This is a genomic window from Candidatus Lernaella stagnicola (assembly GCA_030765525.1).
GTDB lineage: Bacteria > Lernaellota > Lernaellaia > Lernaellales > Lernaellaceae > Lernaella > Lernaella stagnicola.
In genome coordinates this window covers 23,569-44,291 of sequence record JAVCCK010000039.1, presented here as the reverse complement: position 1 = coordinate 44,291, position 20,723 = coordinate 23,569, and the positions used below count along the sequence as shown (strand labels likewise).

At 58.3% G+C, this 20,723-nt stretch carries 16 protein-coding genes and 2 tRNA genes; 10 read left to right on the top strand and 8 right to left on the bottom strand.

The features are described from left to right. Positions 1-96: 96 nt before the first annotated feature. Positions 97-876: a formylglycine-generating enzyme family protein gene (locus tag P9L99_18745; GenBank protein ID MDP8225405.1), complete on the bottom strand. Its 780-nt coding sequence runs from the start codon at positions 874-876 to the stop codon at positions 97-99. A gap of 33 nt (positions 877-909) precedes the next feature. Continuing rightward, entirely contained in the window at positions 910-1,776 is an 867-nt protein-coding gene (locus P9L99_18740) for a hypothetical protein (protein MDP8225404.1), read from the bottom strand. Between the two features lie 291 nt (positions 1,777-2,067). Here P9L99_18740 and P9L99_18735 point away from each other — a divergent pair, with 291 nt between their 5' ends. Both P9L99_18735 and P9L99_18730 read left to right on the top strand, forming a co-directional pair. Further along, the gene (locus tag P9L99_18735) at positions 2,068-2,868 is read left to right on the top strand and encodes a prohibitin family protein (GenBank protein ID MDP8225403.1); all 801 of its coding nucleotides are present in this window, start codon (positions 2,068-2,070) and stop codon (positions 2,866-2,868) included. Between the two features lie 39 nt (positions 2,869-2,907). Continuing rightward, the gene (locus P9L99_18730; protein MDP8225402.1) at positions 2,908-4,650 is read left to right on the top strand and encodes an SUMF1/EgtB/PvdO family nonheme iron enzyme; all 1,743 of its coding nucleotides are present in this window, start codon (positions 2,908-2,910) and stop codon (positions 4,648-4,650) included. Here P9L99_18730 and P9L99_18725 read toward each other — a convergent pair. The 6 genes from P9L99_18725 to P9L99_18700 all read right to left on the bottom strand — a co-directional run bounded on the left by P9L99_18725 (position 4,638) and on the right by P9L99_18700 (position 11,462). Further along, on the bottom strand, positions 4,638-6,134 hold the full coding sequence (locus P9L99_18725) for a hypothetical protein (GenBank protein ID MDP8225401.1): 1,497 nt from the start codon (positions 6,132-6,134) through the stop codon (positions 4,638-4,640). The genes P9L99_18730 and P9L99_18725 overlap by 13 nt on opposite strands. A gap of 212 nt (positions 6,135-6,346) precedes the next feature. Further along, positions 6,347-7,492, bottom strand: a complete 1,146-nt coding sequence (locus tag P9L99_18720) for an acyl-CoA dehydrogenase (protein MDP8225400.1) — start codon at positions 7,490-7,492, stop codon at positions 6,347-6,349. 12 nt (positions 7,493-7,504) lie between these two features. Next, entirely contained in the window at positions 7,505-8,287 is a 783-nt protein-coding gene (locus P9L99_18715) for an enoyl-CoA hydratase-related protein (GenBank protein MDP8225399.1), read from the bottom strand. 11 nt (positions 8,288-8,298) lie between these two features. Further along, positions 8,299-9,483, bottom strand: a complete 1,185-nt coding sequence (locus tag P9L99_18710) for an acetyl-CoA C-acetyltransferase (protein ID MDP8225398.1) — start codon at positions 9,481-9,483, stop codon at positions 8,299-8,301. A gap of 192 nt (positions 9,484-9,675) precedes the next feature. Then, positions 9,676-11,199, bottom strand: a complete 1,524-nt coding sequence (locus P9L99_18705; protein MDP8225397.1) for a hypothetical protein — start codon at positions 11,197-11,199, stop codon at positions 9,676-9,678. Positions 11,200-11,288: 89 nt separating this feature from the next. Further along, complete coding sequence (locus P9L99_18700) at positions 11,289-11,462, bottom strand: hypothetical protein (GenBank protein ID MDP8225396.1); 174 nt, start codon at positions 11,460-11,462, stop codon at positions 11,289-11,291. 305 nt (positions 11,463-11,767) lie between these two features. Here P9L99_18700 and P9L99_18695 point away from each other — a divergent pair. The 8 genes from P9L99_18695 to P9L99_18660 all read left to right on the top strand — a co-directional run bounded on the left by P9L99_18695 (position 11,768) and on the right by P9L99_18660 (position 20,651). After that, positions 11,768-11,840, top strand: a tRNA-Ala gene (locus P9L99_18695). Between the two features lie 20 nt (positions 11,841-11,860). Further along, positions 11,861-11,932: transfer RNA gene (locus P9L99_18690), tRNA-Arg, on the top strand. 260 nt (positions 11,933-12,192) lie between these two features. Continuing rightward, positions 12,193-12,594 carry a hypothetical protein gene (locus P9L99_18685; protein MDP8225395.1) on the top strand — a complete coding sequence of 134 codons (402 nt, stop codon included), beginning with the start codon at positions 12,193-12,195 and terminating at the stop codon, positions 12,592-12,594. Between the two features lie 732 nt (positions 12,595-13,326). Continuing rightward, positions 13,327-15,369 (top strand): S8 family peptidase, encoded by a 2,043-nt coding sequence (locus P9L99_18680; GenBank protein ID MDP8225394.1) that lies wholly within the window; start codon positions 13,327-13,329, stop codon positions 15,367-15,369. A gap of 486 nt (positions 15,370-15,855) precedes the next feature. Further along, on the top strand, positions 15,856-18,198 hold the full coding sequence (locus tag P9L99_18675) for a diguanylate cyclase (protein MDP8225393.1): 2,343 nt from the start codon (positions 15,856-15,858) through the stop codon (positions 18,196-18,198). Positions 18,199-18,210: 12 nt separating this feature from the next. Continuing rightward, positions 18,211-18,753 (top strand): FHA domain-containing protein, encoded by a 543-nt coding sequence (locus P9L99_18670; GenBank protein MDP8225392.1) that lies wholly within the window; start codon positions 18,211-18,213, stop codon positions 18,751-18,753. 3 nt (positions 18,754-18,756) lie between these two features. Further along, positions 18,757-19,158 carry an FHA domain-containing protein gene (locus P9L99_18665; protein MDP8225391.1) on the top strand — a complete coding sequence of 134 codons (402 nt, stop codon included), beginning with the start codon at positions 18,757-18,759 and terminating at the stop codon, positions 19,156-19,158. 95 nt (positions 19,159-19,253) lie between these two features. Beyond that, positions 19,254-20,651: a methyltransferase domain-containing protein gene (locus tag P9L99_18660; protein ID MDP8225390.1), complete on the top strand. Its 1,398-nt coding sequence runs from the start codon at positions 19,254-19,256 to the stop codon at positions 20,649-20,651. Positions 20,652-20,723: the final 72 nt, after the last annotated feature.

Below are 20,723 nucleotides of genomic sequence, written 5' to 3'. Positions count from 1 at the left end.
GCAAACGCGCGTCGGCGCGACCTTGCATGTCGACAGCAAAAAAAACCGCGCTCGCCGGCGGCGGGGCAAGGGTAAAAGGGCAAAAGAGCCCAAGGGTCATTTTTCAGTCCCGACACATCGAAACCCGCCGTTGAAGTAGAACGTAATCGAAGGTTGAATCCTGATCCGAAACGACGCGCGTACGCTTCGAGGATTACTGCCCCAGCTACCACCCCGCAGCACGCGGTACGGAGATTGGTTATCATTTCTCGGGTTGCGCTCAGGCATCTTCGAATACCAATCCTTGTCAAACCAATCCTCGCACCACTCCCAGACGTTGCCCAGCATGTCGTACAGCCCGTAGGCGTTCGGCTGCCTCTGGCCTACGGGGTGGGTTTTCTTGCCGGAATTGCCCCGATACCAAGCTATAGCGTCGATCTCGCCATACCGCGCGCCCGTCGTGCCGCCCCGCGCCGCGTATTCCCACTCGGCCTCGGTGGGCAAGCGTTTGCCCACTTTCCCGCAGTAGCTGCGGGCGTCGTTCCAATTCACCGTTTCCACCGGGCAAGTCGTGCAACCTGAAAAACGACTCGGGTTCGCGCCCATAACACGTTGGTATTCCGCCTGCGTCACCTCGTGGATGTCGATGAAAAAGGCATCCACGTACACCCGCTTGCTGGGTTTTTCGCGGTCGAAACACTCCCCATCTCCGGGCGAACAGCCCATCTTAAACCAACCGCCCGGAATGTGGACCATGCCGTCGGGGTTGTAGGCTTTCTTTTTAACCGGCGTCGGCGTCGAATCCGGTTCCACCCCGGCGAGAGAAAAGGTCGCGGTCACGAGAAAAAGAGCCGCCAGCAGTACGCACAGTAAAATTGAAAGCCGGTTGATGGTCATGGCTGTCCCTCCCCGGATTGATGGCAGTTTTCGCTACCTCGTCATTCTGATCGACGTGATCGTTATTTTTTTCGTCACAGAGACCATCTTGCCGCTTGTTGCGTTGTATTCTGAAACAATTTGTTCATTGCAGTTCAAGGATCCGGAAAACGTCAAGGCGTTCGGTGAAACGAGTCGCAATTGTACATTCGCATAGCAGCCGGATTTTTCATCAAAGAACCAGCGCAAAGGGGCGTCCAAAATCCATCCGGAACCCGCCTTTTCCAAAAAACCGTTACTTGAGCAACTATCGGAACTGACAGTTCTGTCATTTGCGTCTAATAGAAAGGTTCCGGCTAATTGTCCCGCCTGGTCGAGGTAACCCGGCGGCAATCCCAACTGACTCAATTGTCGCATTGATTCCGGATCGGGACGATTCGTTCGTTTGTAAACGACTTCAACTTGCCACGTCCCCGAAAGGTCCGGCGTTTGCGGTTTTGGCGGCTCCGGCGTCTTCGGCGGCTTTTTTTGCGCTTCTATTTCGTTTCTCAGCCGTTGGTTTTCTTTCTCCATTTCTTCTTGCCGCTTTTTAATTTCGAGCAGCGTTCTTTCCGTTTCTTCCTGCTTCTCCAGCTTACTGATAATATTCCGAGCCTTCGCGGTGTAAGGCGAATCGGGGTAGGCGACAATCAATCCTTTGAAAAGATCTTTCGCGGCGTCAGTTTGGCCGTCGTTCATCAGTTGGACGCCTTTATCGTAAAGCGTTTTGGCCGGGTCTGGGGGGCGGTAGGGATGCGGTTTGGGCTTCGCCGTCGAATCCGGTTCCACCCCCCCGGCGGCGAAGGCAAGGCCCACGCCGACGGTTACCAACAATGTTAACAGCAAGCACAAGGGAATTAATCGACCTCGTTTCGTCGGCATTTTTGCCTCCGATCCTTTCTCACCGGCGCTTATTTAGCTCAACGGAAGCCGGCGGCGGACAAACTCGCTTTGAACATCTGAAATTCAAGACTTCATACCACTTGCGAGTCTCTTGCATCAAGGTCGGCCGGTGAGTATCAAATTTTCCGTAAAAGAAGTTATCGGGCAAGGTTAGCGAGGAATCCGTTTGTCCCGGTGGCTTTATCCGAGCTTTCGCCTTAGATTATGATTCTGTTTTACGCTAAGAAGCTATTAATCAATCGGTCGTGGATCTACCGGAAGGGGGATTGCATGCGTCGCATCGCTACGAAACTACTCGTTTTGTTTTTATTAATCATGGTTTTAGGAGTCCTGTCAGGTTGTGGGAAAACCATACCGGCGGGGCACCGGGGCGTCTATTTCAACTGGCGCGCGGGCACTGACACCGGCACCGCGCTGACCGAAGGATGGAACTGGCTGGCCCCCTGGAACCGCATCTACCTTTACGACGTGCGCGTCAAAGATCAGCAGGAGGATCTTTCCATCCTCACACGCGACCAACTCAACATCAAATGCGACCTGTCGATACGCTTTCAGCCGGTAGCCGACAAGGTCGGCATACTCCACCAGAATATCGGTCCGGAATACTACACGACGATCGTGCGGCCGACCGTGCGCAACGTCACCCGCGAGGTCATCGCCGGCTACGACAGCATCGACGCGTATACCAAACGCTCCGAAATACAGGACACCATCTTCAAGGGCGTAGTAGCCAAATTGGATCAAAAGCCCATCGCCATCTCGGCCATCATGCTGCGCAACATGGACTTCCCCAGGTCGGTAACCGACGCCATCGAGCGCAAGCTCGCTATGAAGCAGGAAGCCGAGAAAATGAAGTTTGTTCTCGAAAAAGAGCGACTGGAAGCCGAGCGAAAACGCGTCGAAGCCAGAGGCATCGCCGACTTCCAGATTATCGTCACCAAGGGCATCAACGAGAACCTGCTGCGCTGGAAGGGCATCGAGGCCACGCTCAAACTCGCCGAATCGCAAAACTCGAAAGTCGTGGTCATCGGCGGCGCCGGCGACGGCCTACCGCTGATTCTCGGGAAGTAACGCCTTTTCCTTTTTTGCGCTGGGTGGAATACTCGGCTGGTGATTTCCATTCGAGCGATAGCCTGCGCGGCGGCCTGTTTCGCCGTGGCGGTCCTGGCGGCGGCGTGCGCCCCCCGGCCCTTCGAAGAGGGCGGGCGCGCGCTCGTGGTCGGTATCGAACTGTACCCCAGACTCAATCGTAGCGTGGGTGATGCGGTAGACCAGGCGCGACACGTACACGCGGCGCTGCAAAAAGCCGGCGTCAAAAGCAAACTGCTGCTCGGCGAGGCGGCAACGCGCGAGGCGATCCGCGACGGCCTCGAAGAATTGGCCGCCGATTTGACACCGGGGCCCCGTCTTTTCGTGTTTCGCGGTTTGCTGCAGACGCACGACCCGCCGCAGATGAGCGACTCGATGGCGGCGGTGCACGCCTATGCCGAAACGCAACGCGAATCCGGGTCCCTGATCTATCCCGCCACGCTTGCCCCGGCTCAGTTGATCGAACCCTTCCTCGCGCAGCAACGCGAAGGCAACCTCGTGCTCGTGCTCGATGGCGGGCCGCTTGATCAAGAAATAAACGTCCCGGCCGCGGCGGGTCGATGGCGCGTGCTGGCGACTACTTCCGGCTACGGCCAAGCGGCGCTGCCCGGCGGCACGCTAATCCGCCGTGTGGCCGTCGCGCCGCGCCAGGCAGATGCCGACGGGGACGGCCTGACCACCGGCCTGGAATTGGCGGCGTTTCTCACCGAGCCCGGAAACGACGCCGAGGCGCGCACCGGTCGCACCAACCTGGCGGAGCACGAAGCGAAAGATTGGGCCGGGCGCGGGCTCTGGCGGATGCGCGGTGTGAAGACCGGCAAACCCGAGGAACAGGACTTTTTGGCCACCCTGCGCCGCCACGAATACCAACGCGCGTGTCGGATGCGATTCACGAGCCAATGGCCACTGTTGGCTTCGGCCGCTCGGCAAAGCGTCCATCCCAACCTGGCCGTGGCGGCCCTGCGTGGTTTTCGCCGCGGGGTGCAGACCTGCTTGCCCGATGATGATCCCGTCGCAGCGCTGGAAAACGAACTCCGCGCACCAAACCCCGACCCGATTGCAGGGATGGTTCGCGTGCCCGCCGGAAAAGTCCGCGCCGGTTGCGACCCTCAACGTCACACCTGTTCCGGCGACGACGCGCCGCCGCGCACGGCCCAGCTCCCGGCCTTTTACATGGACCTTACAGAAGTGACCCTGGGCGATTATCTCTTGTGCGTCGAGGCCGGAGCGTGCGATACGCCCGATCGAGCGGGCCATTTCTGCGTCGCCGGCCGCACCGACAACCACCGCATGGCGGTCAACTGCGTGAACTGGCGCAACGCCGCGCGCTATTGCGTCTTCGCGGGCAAGCGTTTGCCGACCGAGTTGGAATGGGAACGCGCCGCCCGTGGCGGCGACGGCCGTGGGTATCCTTGGGGAGAAAACTTCCTTCCGGACGCAGCCAACTGCGCCGACTACGCCAAACAAGACGGACACCGTTTCGTCGCGCCCGCCGGGGCACTGCCCGCCGGGGCGGGTCCCTTTGGAACGCTGGATATGGCCGGTAATCTTAACGAATGGGTCGCCGACCCGGCATCCGAGAAATGGCACACCGATTACGGCGGCAACCCGCTGCCGGAACCGGTCACGGCGCGACTGGCCAAAGGAGGAGGGTGGGGCGCATCACCGGAGCAGTGCACGACGTACCGCCGCTGGATCGCTCCCGAAACCGCCGTGGAAGGAAATTGGGGCTTCCGCTGCGCCCGCGATGCTCAGAACCCGTAGCGAGCGCTCAAACCGACGCGGCTTTCGCCTTCGCGGAAACCGACGAGCGTGTCGTCATTGCCGCCGATGAGGTTGGCGCTCGCGGAGACCTTCAGCCGGTCGGTGGCCGACCAGGTCAGCATCGGGTTGACCGACCAGCCCGCCGCGAACCAATCGCCGCTGCGCCAGTTTTTGCCGTTGAGTTCGGTCAGGTCCCAAATCGCCAACGCTTCGAGCATGAGCTTTTCGTCCAAAAACGGCTTGCGCAGCGCCACGCCCAGGATGTGCGTCCAACCGCGCTCCCAGAAATCATCCTCGCGGTCGACGATGTACCGCTCCAGCAGCATGCCCTTGACGAGGATGTCGTACTCGAAGGTGTATTCGACGTTAGCCAGCCAACTCGCCTGATCGCGCGTGACGGACCACAAGTCGTTGCGGTAGGTGTGACGCCGCCATTCGTACAAGCCCTCGGCCTGGAAGCTGATGTCCCAAACGCGCGTCGACAAGCCCAGCCCCGCCGACGGTGTGCGGTGATGCACGAGCGCCGCCGGGTCCTTGAGCGCGCGCAGCGTGTCCTGGCTCAGATCGGGCGGCTCGCGCAAACCGTTTTCGTCGCGGACCAGCAGGTTTTCCAGGTCGCGCAAATGCGGATTCAGGTGCAGCGTGGGGATATCGTCCCACAAATAGAAATAGGTGGCCTGCAGGTCGATGGCCGGCGAGGTGTAGCGCAGCCGCGCGGCCACTTCCGGCGCGGTGATATCCTGATCCGGGATTTCGGTACGCGTCTCCCAGTACTCGGGGTCGGAAAGCATGTCGTGGATCTCATCGCTCCATTCGGGTAAATAGAACACCATCGACCTTTCAAAACGCCGCCAACCCTCATCCTGCCGCAGGGCGTTCAACACGATATCCACCGGGAACTCGTGACCCACCGCCGCGAAGTCGCCGCCGACCACAGAGTAACGCGGCGTGGTGAACAGCGGCATGAACGCCGCCTCCAACTGCACCGGCCCCAGGTACACCACCGGGCGGATCATCGGCGTGCCCAGGCGCGACAGCGAAACCTCTTGGTCGAGCACGCGGCGGTAATCGTACGGGTTGAGTTGGTCGTGCAGGCTCAGCATATCGGCCACGGCCCAGGACGTGATTTGCTGGCCGACGAACAGGTCGAAGGGGCCGATGCGGAATTTGCCGTAAAGCTCGCGCAGTTCGGGGATGAACTCGCCGTCGGTTTCTTCGCCGTGTTCCAGGCGGTATTCGAAGGCCGCGCTGACAAAGCCGGCGTAGTCGAAGCCCCAGGAGGCCGAGGCCGCGGCGTAGCCGTACAGTACGTTCGACCACACTTTCTCATGGGCCATGTCCCACGTCGTGTCGGCTGCGGTTTTGTAAGCCGCCAGTCCTTCAAAGCGCGCGCCGGCAGCGGCCGGGGAGGGCCAGGCCAACCCCAGGCACAGCAGTAGACCGACCGCCCACCGCATGCACGTCCGGCTTTGCCGACAAGTCATGAGCTTCGCGCTTCGCTCCTTATCCATCGTGGTTTGAAAAAAGACGCCCGGCGGCTTCACCGACCCGGAGTCGCGCGCATTATATCGACAAGCCCGGGTAAGTCCTAGTCCCCGGCAATGCGGCCGGTTTTCTTGTTCGACCCGCATCCCGGCAATCGAAATAAAAAAGCCGGGCCCCGTTCAAGAGCCCGGCTTGTCGTGGTGATGGTTGCTTAGTCGCGCAGCAACGTTGAGGCGATCACCAGCCGCTGAATTTCGCTGGTGCCTTCGTAAATCTCCGTGATTTTCGCGTCGCGGAAATGACGCTCGACCGGGTACTCCTTGGTGTAGCCGTACCCGCCGTGAATTTGAATCGCCTTGGTCGTGGCGCGCATGCACGCTTCGGCCGCGAACAGTTTGGCCATGGCCGAGAACTTGCTGAAACCCTTGACCTTGTTGGCTTTCATCCACGCCGCCCGGTAGGTGAGCAAGCGGGCGGCTTCGATCTCGGTGCCCATGTCGGCGATCATCCATTGAATCGCCTGCATTTTGGCCAACGGTTTGCCGAACTGCACCCGCTCCTTGGAGTACTTGATGCACTCGTCCAGCGCCGCCTGCGCAATGCCTACAGCCTGCGCGGCGATGCCGATGCGCCCGCCGTCCAGCGTGCCCAGAGCGATTTTGAAGCCCTGACCGACTTCGCCCAGTTGGTTTTCGACCGGTACGCGGCAGTTTTCGAAAACGAGTTCCGTGGTGGAAGTGGCGCGGATGCCCATCTTGTCTTCCACCTTGCCGACCGAATAGCCGGGGGCGTCGCTGGGCACGATCAGCGCGACCTGCCCCTTGTAGCCCATGCTGCGATCGGTGGTGGCGAACACGATGGCCACGCTCGCTTCCTTGCCGTTGGTGATAAACAGCTTGGCGCCGTTGATGACCCACTCGTCACCTTGTTTTTCGGCCACGGTCGTCAAGCTTCCGGCGTCGGACCCCGCGCCGGCCTCGGTAAGGCCGAAGCAACCGATCCACTCGGCGGTCGTCATGCGGGACAAGAACTTCTGCTTCTGTTCTTCGGTACCGAAGTTGTAGATCGGGTCGCACGCCAGGCTCGTGTGGGCCGAGCAAATCACGCCCGTGCCCCCGCAGCCCCGCGAGAGTTCTTCGACCACGATGGCGTAGGCGAGATAGTCCATGCCGGCGCCGTTGTATTCGACGTCGTAGGGCACACCCATCAGGCCCAGTTCGCCCATCTTTTTGACGACGTCGACGGGAAACTCGTGCTTTTCATCCCACTCAGCGGCGTTGGGTTTCAGTTCCTTTTCGGCGAAATCCCTCACCATGTCCTGCAAAGCGCGGCATTCATCGTTGAATTCAAAGTGCATGGACGGGCTCCTTTATTTGTCCTTGAAATCCGGTTTACGCTTTTCCAGAAACGCTTTCATGCCTTCTTTTTGATCCTTCGTCGAGCAGAGAATCGCGAAAGCCTGGCGTTCCAGGAATAGGGCGTTGGGCAAGTCCACGTCCACGCCCTTGTTGATGGCATCAATCGCCGCCTGCACGGCCGGACGACTGAATGCGGCGATGCGCCGCGCCGTTTTCTTCGCTTCGTCCAACAACATCTCCGCGGGGAAAATTTTGTTGATCAATCCGATGCGCCGAGCTTCCTCCGCGTCGATCCTGTCACCGGTGAGCACCAGCTCTTTGGCCCTGGCTTTGCCGACCAGGCGCGGCAAGCGCTGCGTGCCGCCGAAGCCCGGGATGATGCCCAACATGATTTCCGGCTGGCCGAATTTGGCGTTGGCCGAGGCGTAGATGAAATCGCAGGCCATTGCCAGTTCCGTGCCGCCGCCCAGGGCGAAGCCGTTTACCGCAGCGATGACCGGCTTCGGGCAATTTTCGATCGTCAGCGTGAGTTGTTGGCCCAACGCTGCGAAAAGATTGGCTTTCAATGGATTGTATTTGGCCATCTCGCTGATGTCGGCTCCGGCCACAAAGGCTTTTTCACCGGCGCCGGTCAGCACCACGGCGCGCACCGCCTTGTCCTTGATGATCTTATCGAAGGCACTTTGCAGTTCCTTGATCGTCGCGCTGTTGAGCGCGTTGAGTGCGTGCGGCCGATTGATGATCACCACGGCCACTCCGGCTTCGATTTCCAGCAGAATATTTTTGTAAGCCATACCTGCCTCCTTTATTCGACTTTTTCAAAGAGCATTGCGATGGCTTCGCCGCCGCCGATACACAGGCTGGCGGCGCCGCGTTTCATTTCGGGATTGCGTTGCATAATGTTGAGCAGCGTGAGCAGGATACGCGTTCCGGAGGCGCCGATGGGGTGCCCGATCGCGACTGCGCCACCGTGAAGGTCCACTTTGTCCGGATCGAGACCGAGGTCGTCGTTGGTTTTGAGCGAAACCACCGAGAAGGCCTCGTTGATCTCCCACACGTCCACGTCGTCGGCTTGCCAGTCGGCCTTGGCCAACACTTTTTTGATCGAGTCGATGGGGGCGAGGGTGAACCATTGCGGCTCCAGGCTTGCCGTGGCCTGCGCGACGAACTTCACCAGGGGCGTTAGGCCCAGCGCCTTGCCCTTTTCGGCCGAAACCAGCACCACCGCACCCGCGCCGTCGTTGATCGAACTGGCGTTGGCGGCCGTGATCACGCCGTCTTTGTTGAATGCCGGGCGGAGTTTCGGAATTTTGTCGAACTTGCCGCGGCCGGGTTCTTCGTCCTGATCGATCACCAGCGGGTCGCCCCTGCGCTGGGGCACTTTCACCGGCACGATTTCCCAATCGAAGATGCCGTCTTTTTGCGCCTGTATCGCTTTTTTGTAGGATGCAATCGTGAACTCGTCGAGTTGCTCGCGGGTGTATCCATATTTGGCCGCGGTTTGATCCGCGAAATTGCCCATATGGCAATTGTTGTGACTATCCCAGAGCCCATCTTTGATCATCGTGTCTTCAAGGGTGAAGTTGCCCATACGATAACCGGCGCGGGTTTTCGCCAGGGAGTGAGGCGCGAGGGTCATGCTCTCCATGCCCCCGGCGACCACGACGTCGGCGTCGCCGCACAGAATCGCCTGAACGCCCAGCCCGACCGATTTCAAGCCGCTGCCGCACACCTTGTTGATGGTCATCGCCGCCACTTTGGCGGGCAAACCGGCCTTGATCATCGCCATGCGGGCCGGCGCTTGACCTTGGTTGGCGGGCAAAACGCAGCCCATAATGACTTCGTCGATATCATCGTCGGAGACGCCGCTGCGCTCGATCGCGCCGCGAATCGCGGTCGCACCCAAATCCGTACACGTAACGGTGGCAAAAACACCATTGAATGAACCTACCGGCGTACGTGCCGCGCCTACAATCCACACCTCTTTCATACTGATATCCTCCTGCGAAAAGCGTGAAAACTTTTACTAAATTGCTGATTTACCCCGTGTTATGGGGGCGTTTCCTACAGTCCAAAAGGTGCGCTTTTGTATCACTGAATGAGGCTTCAGTCAATGGCCAAAGGGGCGGTATTTTGGCTATTTGGGCTCTTTTTTACCGAAAAAACGACTAAAGAGCCCCTATTACGCCGGTGGGGGCTTGGGAAGTGAAGCGCGAATCTCTTTTCTGAGCGAGTGAATATCTTCGCTGAGCAGTTCGGCCGACCCGGTGTCGAGTTTCGTTTCGCCCACGAGGCGAAAAACGGTGTCGCGAAGTTCAGCGAGTTGAGCAAGCAAGGTTTCGCTGGGGAGTCTGCCGTATTCGTGCGCCGCGGCGATCTTGCGCAGCATGGTGTCAACGTCCCGGAAGTTGCGTTTGGTCAATAACCAATAATAGATATTGACCCCGGTCATGAAGATGACCATCACTGCCGCCAAGTTGCCGAACAACGCGACGAAAAAATAGAGCATGCTGCGGGTTCGCTTGGCCACGAAACGCATCGACCGAATACCGCGGTGGCGAAAAACCGTTTCAAAGTCTGCAATTTTTTCGAGATTAAGCGGCTCTTTGACTGAAATCGCACGCTTGTTGAGCAGATAATCAAACTGCCGTATCAACGAACGCTTGAACTCGCTCAGTTCCTCCGGACGACAATAGTTTTTGCAGGCGCCCCAGAGCCCGATTTGCATGTCGGGTCCGTATTGCTCGCGCATGAAGCGGTTGCTTTTCATGAATAGGTAGGTCAACAGCCGCCGGTGAGCCGTTTTCACGCCCCGCGAACGGAAATATTCCAACGCCTGGGCCGGGCTTGATTCGATCTCGATATGGCCGGGAAATGTGGCCCACAAACCCGGCTCAAGCGCGCCGGACGCCTGTTCATCCTGGTCGATCACGACGACTAAATAGACGTTCTTCGGGATCGAGAAAGTCCGCCCGCTGGGCAGCGTCGTGGTGTTGATTTCCTGCCTGGTTACGTTCCCCCCCCCTTGTCCGGACTCTACTGGGGGCTTTCTCGCGTCGTTGAGTTCCTGCTTGAACTCGTTCTCCACTTTCGATCCGAACAGGCGGTTGGTGCTGGTTTTGTTCATGTTGTCGATGACGAATACGTAGCGATTCTCCGGATCGGCGGCGGCACGGAACATGAATTTCGGCAGGAATCCCCATTCCCACTCCCAGGTTTCCGGATTGCGGCGCTCGATCAATCGCTCGTACCCATCGCGCCCCTCGGTGACGTCGAATTTCTCAAAACGTGACCCATCGCCCGCCAAAAAAACGCTTGCCCGGGTCGCCACGGTTGTCAGCCCCCCGCCACTAACTCCGGTGACAATCGCCCGCTTATTCGTTTCGATCTTGGTCACGACGTCGAGAAAAGCGGCCGTCGTAAAGATGATTCGGTAATCTCCGTTGACCAAGGAGTGCAACCGTCGTGACGCTTCCTCCGGGCTCACCGTGGGATGCAACCGAAGGTACGTGCCAAGGAGGTCTTCATCGGCGGCGTGGATCCAGTGAATCTTTTTCTTGTCGAGTTCAACGACGGTTTGATAATCGGGGTCGATGTTGCAGCTATAGAATATGAACGGCAGGGCGAGGGCGCCGAGGCAAATCAACGCAAATAACATCGTATAACGGCGCGACGACCACATCCGAAACAAGCGAGGAGGAGACATAGATCAAGATCCCCATTGATCGTAGAGAATTCAGCAATATCGAAGACTAAGCATGATATCCGGGCGGACGTCAATGAGCAATTGGAAAGCTAGAAACTTTTCAGATCAATCGGGATTTCTTCAATCAAACGCTCGGCCAGGGTGTCGCGGGAGTCGACTTCGTCGACCGGATCGGGATCCGCTAGGGCAAGCTCCGACGCCGTCATTTGCGGCCCCCACAAGGGCACAATACCGCGCCGCGCCGCCGGCGGCGATGTTTTCAAAGCTACTCTGGCACCCCATACAATCGACATAGTGCGAACAAATAGCAGATAACGTATATCGAGTCAATAGATTATTTATAAGAAATAGAAGATAACGGAAAAGTGAAAGTAATTGATAATGTTTCCTAAAAGAGGTGTGGGAACGCCGTGAACCATTAACATCGCCTCGCCAGAACACTGATGCGCGCTTTCCGACACGGGGAAATGCGGCCTTTTCGTCTTTACAGGCGCACGAAGATCGGCTATATACAATGGCTCTTTGGGGTAGGGTCGGTGGTTGCATCCGGCCGGTTGCGTCACGATACGGGTCGCTAGCTCAGTTGGAAGAGCGCTGCCTTCGCAAGGCAGAGGTCGTCGGTTCGAGCCCGATGCGATCCACTCGTCCCACGGAGCGGTTTGCCCCCTTAGCTCAGTGGATAGAGCGCCGGTCTCCGGAACCGGAAGCGCAGGTTCGATTCCTGCAGGGGGCGTTTCCATCCCTTTATTGAAAGAAGCGACGCGGCCGTTCATGGACCGGCCCGGCGTGGTATCAGGTAGAACCGGCAGACAATGACGCCTTGATTACCGCGTACGCTATAGTATCATTCGCATTACACCTTTGGATCCATCACCTCGAAGAGCAATACGTGCCTGCCCTTTTTCTTCGAATCCGAGAAGAGGGCGATCCGTACTTTTAGACCGTCGGCCCCCAACATGTGTGGGGACCGCCAATCACTACCGGGAGTTGATGATGAGTTCTCTGCGTTCGCTGTTGTATATTCCGATTGTTCTTCTGTGTGCCTCCGCCATGCTGTTCGGGGCTTGCGGTGACGACGATGACGACGACGATGCCGGCGGCGTAAGCCCAAGCCTCTGTCAACCGTTCTGCCAAAAAGGCGTTGATTGTGCGCCGGACCAATTCCTCGACGAATTCGACTCGGTCGAAGAGTGCACATCGGGTTGCGAAAACGGCGTCGAGGCAGGCGATGTGCCGTCGAATATGACGTGCGCACTCAACTGCAACACGAACGCCGACTGCGAAACGTGGATGAAGTGCGGCGCCGAATGCTGGGGCGAAGAATACGGCGATGACGACGACGACGATAGTGATGGCGACGACGATACCGAAGGTGACGACGATACGCATTGCTGACCTGAAAGGTTGCCCCGGCGGCTCCTGATCCACTCCAGATGAACCGGCAAGAAGATGCGTGCCTCTACCGGCTCCTGCGCTACCACACCTGACAACTCGGGCAACTTGGTAAACTGCGCGTGCGCTTGATCGGGGCGGCCCTCCCGCACCTTCCGCATGCGAGGGCAATTCGACGGAATGCAAAGTTTTGAGTCTCGTTATCAATAAGTAAACGCCAATAAACCGTCGGCAAGGTTTGCCGCGGGGCAGATATTGCCTGTGGATAAGTTCTGCCTCGAATCGGTGGCAGCACGTTTAGCGCGAAGTCGTCAAGGTTTCGAGCCGGGTTGTCCGACTGCTGATCGTCAAAAACACGGCGACTTATTATTGTAGTAGTAAATCAATAAAATCAATTATATATGAGCATATCACGGGCAGGGATGAGCAGTGATTAAACTCCATCATGCCTCGTATCAAGCAGAATTTGCCGCATTCCACGCGATAACGTCACATTGTTGACGATTATCCGCACGTAACCACTGTCGAAAACGCCAAACTTTCGACACACGCCCGCAATCGATATAAAAAACGTCGTAATATCAGCTATATAAGAAGCTCACTGCGACCTCGTCCCCATTGGCATGCATTTTGTACCCAATAACGCGTCGATTCATTATCAACACAAAGGCAAGTAGTTATTTTTCTTAGCCTTTTAGAAAACTTGCAAGCCACGAAGGTAGCAAGGGGGGAACAATGAAGCGAAGTGTTATTTTGGTGTTGGTCGCTTTCGTATTCGCTTTGGTTGGTTGTGGTGATGGTGGGGGAACGGATGCGAACACGCCGGCGAGCCTCGACGAGCTCTCCGAGGAACAGTTGGCGAAACTGTCACCCGACTTGATGGATATCCTGGATGCCCAGGGCAGCGCGGACGTTATCGTCCAAGCTAATCCGCAGGTCATTTACGCCGCTACGGTCGGCTTCCAAGGAAAACAATTGGAAGCGGATCCGGCGGTAATCTGGAAAGCACGGCAGCAGGGCGCAGTAATTTGGAAACTTACGCCCGAACAAGCGGTGATTTGGAAAATGACCACCGACAAAGCCGTGATTTGGAAACTTCAAGAAAAAGTCTCCGAGCAGGACCTCTATGTGGATACGACTTTTGATCGCATTCACGGCCTGCTGACCCACGTCGACGCCTCGGACGTCGCCGGCTTGGCCAAGCTGGACGAAGTCGCTTACATCTCGCCTGATCGCGAAGTGGAAGTGTCGAACTTCGACTTGACCCGCGGCACCGTCGGCACAGACATGGTCACGACTCGCACCGGCTACGATACGTTTACCGGCCTGACCGGTGACGGGATCGGCGTGGCGGTGATCGACTCCGGTCTGTATTTGGCCCACACGGATTTTGCCGGTCGCATCTCCGCGATCCGCAACTTCAGCGGTGAAGGCGGCATCTACAACGCCGTCGATGGTTACGGGCACGGCACGCACGTGACCGGCTTGATCGCCGGTAGCGGTCGCGCCTCCTCACTTAAGGGTTACAACACGACCTTTGAAGGCGTGGCGCCCGAAGTGAACATCATCGTGGCGCGCGTGTTGAACTCGCAGGGAGTCGGCAGCACGAGTTCCGTGATTTCCGCGTTGAGCTGGATTCTTGCCATTAAGAGTCAGCACAACATTCGCGTAGCGAACATTTCGCTGGGCGTGCCGCCTTTCGAATCGTATTCGACGGATCCGATGTGCCAAGCGGTGGAAAACGCCGTGGCCAACGATTTGATCGTCGTGACCGCCGCCGGTAACTACGGTTTCTGGCAGGGTCAGAAAATCTACGGCGCGATCGCTTCTCCGGGCATTACCCCCGCGGCGATTACCGTAGGCGCTTCGAATCACCGCGGCACCTTGCTGCGTCAGCAGGACGCAAACAGCCATAACGATTCGATTGCGTTCTTCAGCTCTCGCGGCCCCACGGCGTGGGACGGTCTGGTTAAGCCCGACTTGATTGCCCCCGGTTGGCAAGCCATCTCGACTTTGGCGCCGAACAGCACGTTGGCGCTGGCCTACCCGGGAACCCGTGTCGACGCTTGTGATTTCGGCGGCAGCCCTTGTGGCGAAAGCAACGCCGACTACGTGACCATGAGCGGCACCAGCATGTCTGCGCCGCTGGTCACCGGTGCGATCGCGTTGATGCTCGAAGAAAACCCCTCGCTGACGCCCGGCGCTGTCAAAGCCCTGGTGATGGTCAGCGCGGAAACGCTCTTTACCGAAAACAGCAGCTCGAGTTGCTATACCGACGAGGATTGGTATGACGACCCGACTTGCGCCGCCGAGTTTGACATCGTGCAAGGCACAGGCCTGCTCAATGTCCCCGGCGCGACCTTCCTCGCCGGCGAAGTCAGCGCGGAAACCAACCTGTTGTTGCCGGGTGACGTCTGGTTGGAAGAGGAAGATATCACTCCCACGACCGAGTTCGACTCGACCGGCGAAACCGTCGTCTGGAGCCAGGGCCTGTCGTGGACCGGCAAAGGTATCGTTGGCGTGGACATCTGGGCCACTTTCCAGCAGGCCTACCAGCCTGGTGAAATCTGGTCCCAGGGCCTGTCGTGGACGGGCAAAGGCCTGACCTTTACTGCCGACCCGGTCTTCTCGCCCGAGGTTCTCGCAGAATGGTCAACCTCGTTCGTGAGCCCCTACAGCCTCGGCGGTGAAAACCGCGTGCTGGGTGGCTACACCTACAATTGGGAAGGGAGTCCCGACTTTTCGTCCGCAAGCGATGCTTGGTTCCCTGAGATCTAAGTCTCGCATCATAAACCATTGCACTTGCCGGCCTTCGGGCCGGCTTTTTTTTAACTTGTTGAAATCATAGCCCAAACGGCCCTTAACACGGTCGCTTTTGTCGTCGGATAATGAGTACGGATTCTCGTCGTAAACGGCGGCTGCATCCTCGTCGAAACCATCCATTCGCCGCCCGCAATTTCGGCTCCAAGTTATTTTGATAGATTCCGCAAGAATTATTCGCTAAGAATTCGCTTGTTATCTGCCGATACGCGTGATATTGGGTTGCTGCGGTACAGTTTGAGGGGTGTCTCCGATATGGGGCCGAGTTGGGGAAGAAATAGTAGTTAGGTAGGAGATACACGCATCATGAAGTGGGGGGATCTTCCGCGAGCCCTGCGACTGTATATCGCGTTCCTGATTATCGCCGGGTTCGCTGCAATTTTAGTCGCTCGCTTATACTCACCATCAATACCCCTGACTTGGGCCTTGCTGGCATATGTGGGGATGGCTGCGATCACCGCGCGCGGTGCCAATGTGAAGGTGCCGTATACGGACGTCCATTTCACGATGGACACACCCTTTATATTCACCGTGCTGATGATCTACGGTCCGCTGCCCGCCATGTTCGCCGATGCACTGGCGAAGGTCATCAACACCTCGCCGCACATCAACCGGGTAACTTGGTACAAGCTTCCTTTTAATGTCGCGTCAGGCGTGCTTTCGGTTTTCGCGGCCAACTTGATCTTCTTCGGTATGTTGCCGGAGAACCCGCAATACGTGCAATACATCGTACCGATGCTGGCGCTCGCGACGGCGTACTTCTTTGTCAATTCCTTTACCGTTGCGATCGCGATCGCCATTTCCACCCGCGGCCACTTGATCAAGCTGTGGCTCGATAACTTCCTGTGGACCGGCGTCGGCTTTTTCGTGGCGATGTCCATCGCGTTGGTGATGTACCTGCTGCATTTTTGGATCGGCTTCCTTTCCTTCTTGGTCAGTGTGCCGATCATCATGCTGGTGTACACGCTGCAAAAGTCACACGAAAAGCGCGAGGAGGACTCCCGCAGTTACATCGCCCAGCTCGAATCGATGCACATGTCGACGATCGAGACCCTCTCGCTGGCCATCGATGCCAAAGACCAGATCACCCACGGTCACGTGCATCGGGTGACGGCCTACGTGACGCGCTTGGCGGAGTTTCTTGGCGTGGAAGATCCGGATGAACTCAAGGGGCTGCGTTTTGCCGCGTTGGTGCACGATATCGGCAAAATCGGCATTCCCGACTTGATCCTGTCGAAACCGGGCCGTTTTAGTTCCGAAGAAATGGACCGCATGAAAATGCACCCGGTCATCGGTTCGCAAATCGTCAAGGCGGTGTCGACCGACTTCCCCATTTCCGATGTTGTGCTCAGTCACCACGAACGCTGGGACGGTACCGGGTACCCGCATCGTTTGCATGGGGAACAAATCAACCGCTTCGCGCGGATGCTGGCCATCTGCGATGTGTACGATGCCCTGCGTTCGGACCGACCGTACCGCCGCGCCATGGATCGCGACACGGCCATCGGCATTATCCGGGAAGGGCGTGGCACGTCTTTCGATCCGGAAATTACCGACATGTTTCTCGACAACCTTGGCGAACTGGAACGCTCCGTCGAGGAAGAAAACCGTCGCTTGCAGGAAATGACGTTCAGCACGCCTTCTTCCACCGACAGCGTCGGAGGCGACGCATACAATTCTCTGGAGCTGTACGGCCAGATCACCTATACCCAGCAAGAGGTTTTCCTGCTTTACGAAGCGGCGCAAATGATCGGCACCAGCATGCCCGCCGACATGCTCGCCCACAACCTCATCACCAAAGCGGCCAAGCTAATTCCCTACAACACCGCCATTCTTTTCGTGGCCGATCCGAAGGACGAAGTCTTGCGGCCCCTTTTCGTCGATTCCCGCGATGCCGGCGCGTTTGCCGATCTGCAAATCAAGTTCGGCGGTGGAGTCAGCGGTTGGGTGGCGATACACAATCACCCGATGCGCAACGTCGACCCTCAGGTCGAACTGTGTGACGTTCCCGCGCAGGAGCAAACGTATATGTCCGTGCTTTCGGTGCCGATGCGTTTCGACGACCGGCCCGTGGGCGTGATAACGCTTTACTCCGAAAAGAAGGACTTCTACCAGGAGCGCCATCAAGATCTTCTCGCCAAACTGGCCAGCATGGTCACACCGGCGATTGTCAGTTCCTTGCGCGCCGACGAGGATATGGATCAGGAAACGATCGATACACTCACCGGTTTAGGGAACGGGCGGGCCATGCGCCGCTACTTCGAAAGTAAACTGGCCGGGCACCAACAGTTGGATCCCTACACGCTGGTACTGATCGAGTTGAACAGCTTCCGTCAAATTACCAAGCTCTACGGTTACGAGGTCGGCGAACAAGTGATGAAGGAACTGGCCGGCAGCGTCAAAACCGTGTTGCGACCCGAGGATCGTTGCTTCCGCGTCGGTGCCGACGAACTCGTGCTGATCGCCCACGGTGCCGATGTCGTGGGCGCTGAAGTGGTCGCCCGCCGGTTGCGGCAGGCCGTCCGGCGTCTCGGTGTTCGCGTGGCCGGCGGCATCCTCTCACCGCAATTGTCTATTGGCTTCGCCAGTTACCCGCAGGACGGTATTCATCCCGAGCAGCTTTGGCGAACCGCCGACGGCGTGCTGTACCGCGATAGAATCCGGCAGGGTTCGGTGCTTACCGAAGAAACCGACACCGAGGACGATTCCGGCGAAACACGCCGGCTCGCCGGCCAGCGCGGCAAACCCACCTTTCGACGCCTAGTGCCGGCCGGTTCGGAAGAGTAAAACAAGGTTGCCATGTGGAAATTAATGGTCCGGTACGGTGAGGCGGGCGAAGCCGATTTTCCTCTAGTCGGGGAACTGGTCATCGGCCGCACGCCGGACTGTCAAATCTGGTTCGACGAACCCGAAGTGTCACGCCGCCATGCCCGCTTGTTTCTCGTGGATGACGCCGCTTACGTCGAAGACTTCGCAAGCGCCAACGGCGTGCTGCGCAACGGTCACCGCATCGTGAGCAGCGCGGAACTGCGTCCCGGCGACATGCTGGTTATCGGCGGTCACAAGCTGCTGGTCACGTGGTCCGGTGACGGCCCCGCGCCGCCGCCGCGCGAACAAATCGATACGACGCGAAGCCTGGTCGCCGAGGATTTCGAGCTTCTGGAGAAGCAACAGCCGCAAGAAGAAGAGCCGGTTGACCTCGCCGCCCCGGCACCGTTGGAACCGTCGGGGGAACCCGATTTCCCCGAACAGCCGGAGAAGGCAACGGCGAAAAAGGGATGCTTCGCGCTGGTGGCCGGCTTAGCGGTTTTTCTTTGTTTGCTTATCATCGCGGTGACGTAAACCATGAATGAAAAAAAGCCGAAACAATTCGACGACACGACCCTCCAGGTGGATACACACGCGCTGAAAAAACGAGCCCGCGACCGGCGCGACGAGCCGCCGTCCTGCCCGTATTTGTTGTTCATCACCGGGAAGAACCGGCACAAGAAAGTTCTGCTGTTGGCGACACGCACCCTCATCGGACGCGACCCGACCTGCCACATACATGTCGAGGATTCCTTCGTCTCCGCTCAGCACCTGGCGCTGGTTCGCACCGTGCAGGGAGTGATCGCCGAAGACCTCGCCAGCGCCAACGGCACCCACGTCAACAGCAGCAAGCTGCATGGGTCGCGGCTGCTTAAATCAGGCGATCGCCTTTACTTCGGCAACACCGAATTGGAATTTGTTGTCCCGGAAGACTGTTGAAACGGTCGCGACGAAAACACCCTTTTTTAGATGAAGAATCACCGACTTTTCGGTATGATAGAACAGTCGGACGATAAACCGGGACCGGGAGGGATATGCAACTCGCGGAAGCCAAACGCGCTGAAATCGCCTACCGCCGAGACCATTACTGGAACGCGGGCCAGGCCGCTGAACGCTTGCGCCTTCTGCTGCCCGAACGGCGCGCCTTTTTTACTCCGCTCGCATTAGCCGGACGCTTGAAACCGCCGGTGCTGGAGATCGGCGCGGAGTTCGGCCTCAACTCCATGATCCTGGAAAACGATTTCGGGCTGACGACCGTGAGTCTCGATTTGTCCCGTCGCTCATTGCAGGCTTCCACAATCGTCGCCCGCGTCTTGGGTATGGATGCGCCCACGCCTTTAGTGGCCGCCGACGCCGAGCGCCTGCCGTTTCAGCAGGCCTCGTTCGGCACCGTCATCCTTTGGGGCACGCTTGCCCATTTTGCCGACCCGACTACCTTGCTGGCTGAAGCCGGCCGTGTCTTGGCCGAGGACGGCACGCTCGTCGTGGCCGACACACCGATACGACGGCGATTGCAATGGCCGATTTGGCGAGCCCCCAAAGTGGAGCACGTGTACGGTTGGCGGCGGTGGCTGCTCAAACTGGGTATCCTACCGTTCGTGGCGCGCATCGGCGGCAAAGAGGAAGTCGAGCAGGGTGTCGTCCTTCACGAATGGTCGCCGGAGGATTTCGAAGCGCTGTTCACCGGCTATCAAAACCGCCGCGTCATGTACCGGCCGCTTTGGCCGAGCGGCGGACTCACCGCCGGACCGTTAGCGCGGGCGTTGTGGTCCGGACGCGATTTAGTCGATCAATTCGGCGGCATCGCGGCGGCGACAATGACCAAACCCATGCCCCTGCGCCGGGTAGGGCGGGACCACTGGGTCGCCAAGAAACATCCGCGTCACGATCGCATGGCTCTGCGCGGCTTTTCCGGCGCGTTCATGTGCGAAGGAGTGCCGCTGACCGCCACCGATGAATCCGTGTCGCTGCCCCCCTCGACGGTGGGGCGATCGACAATCGTGTTGCAGATCCCCCGCGATTTCATGCGCATCGATTTCTGGGACAGCAACGACGAAACAGAGTTGACGAGTCACTTCCCGGCCCAGCCGCCCCGCATCGATCCCTTGGCGTCGCTGGCTTGTCCGGAGTGTGTGCAATTCACCGACCGTTGTGTTTTCGGCTTCTGCAATACTGAATGCATCGCCGCTTGTCCTCACGACGCCCTGGAACCGACGCACGCCAGCTTACCGGTTAAAACATCCTGCGACGGTTGCGGTGCCTGCTTGCGGGCTTGCCCTTACGGCGGTCTCGATCGCCCGCCGATTCGCGAGGATCGTTGCGTGGAATGCCGTCATGAAATTGTGGCGAACGACTACATTGTCGAAGCGCGGCCGCGTCACCTGCGTGAGAGTCTGGATCTGGCGAACCTGGAACGCGTGGTACTTTTTTGAAAACGACCGCGAGTGATCTTGTATTGGCAAGCGACCGCCGCTTTGCTATAAATTCGCATACGGAACTCAATC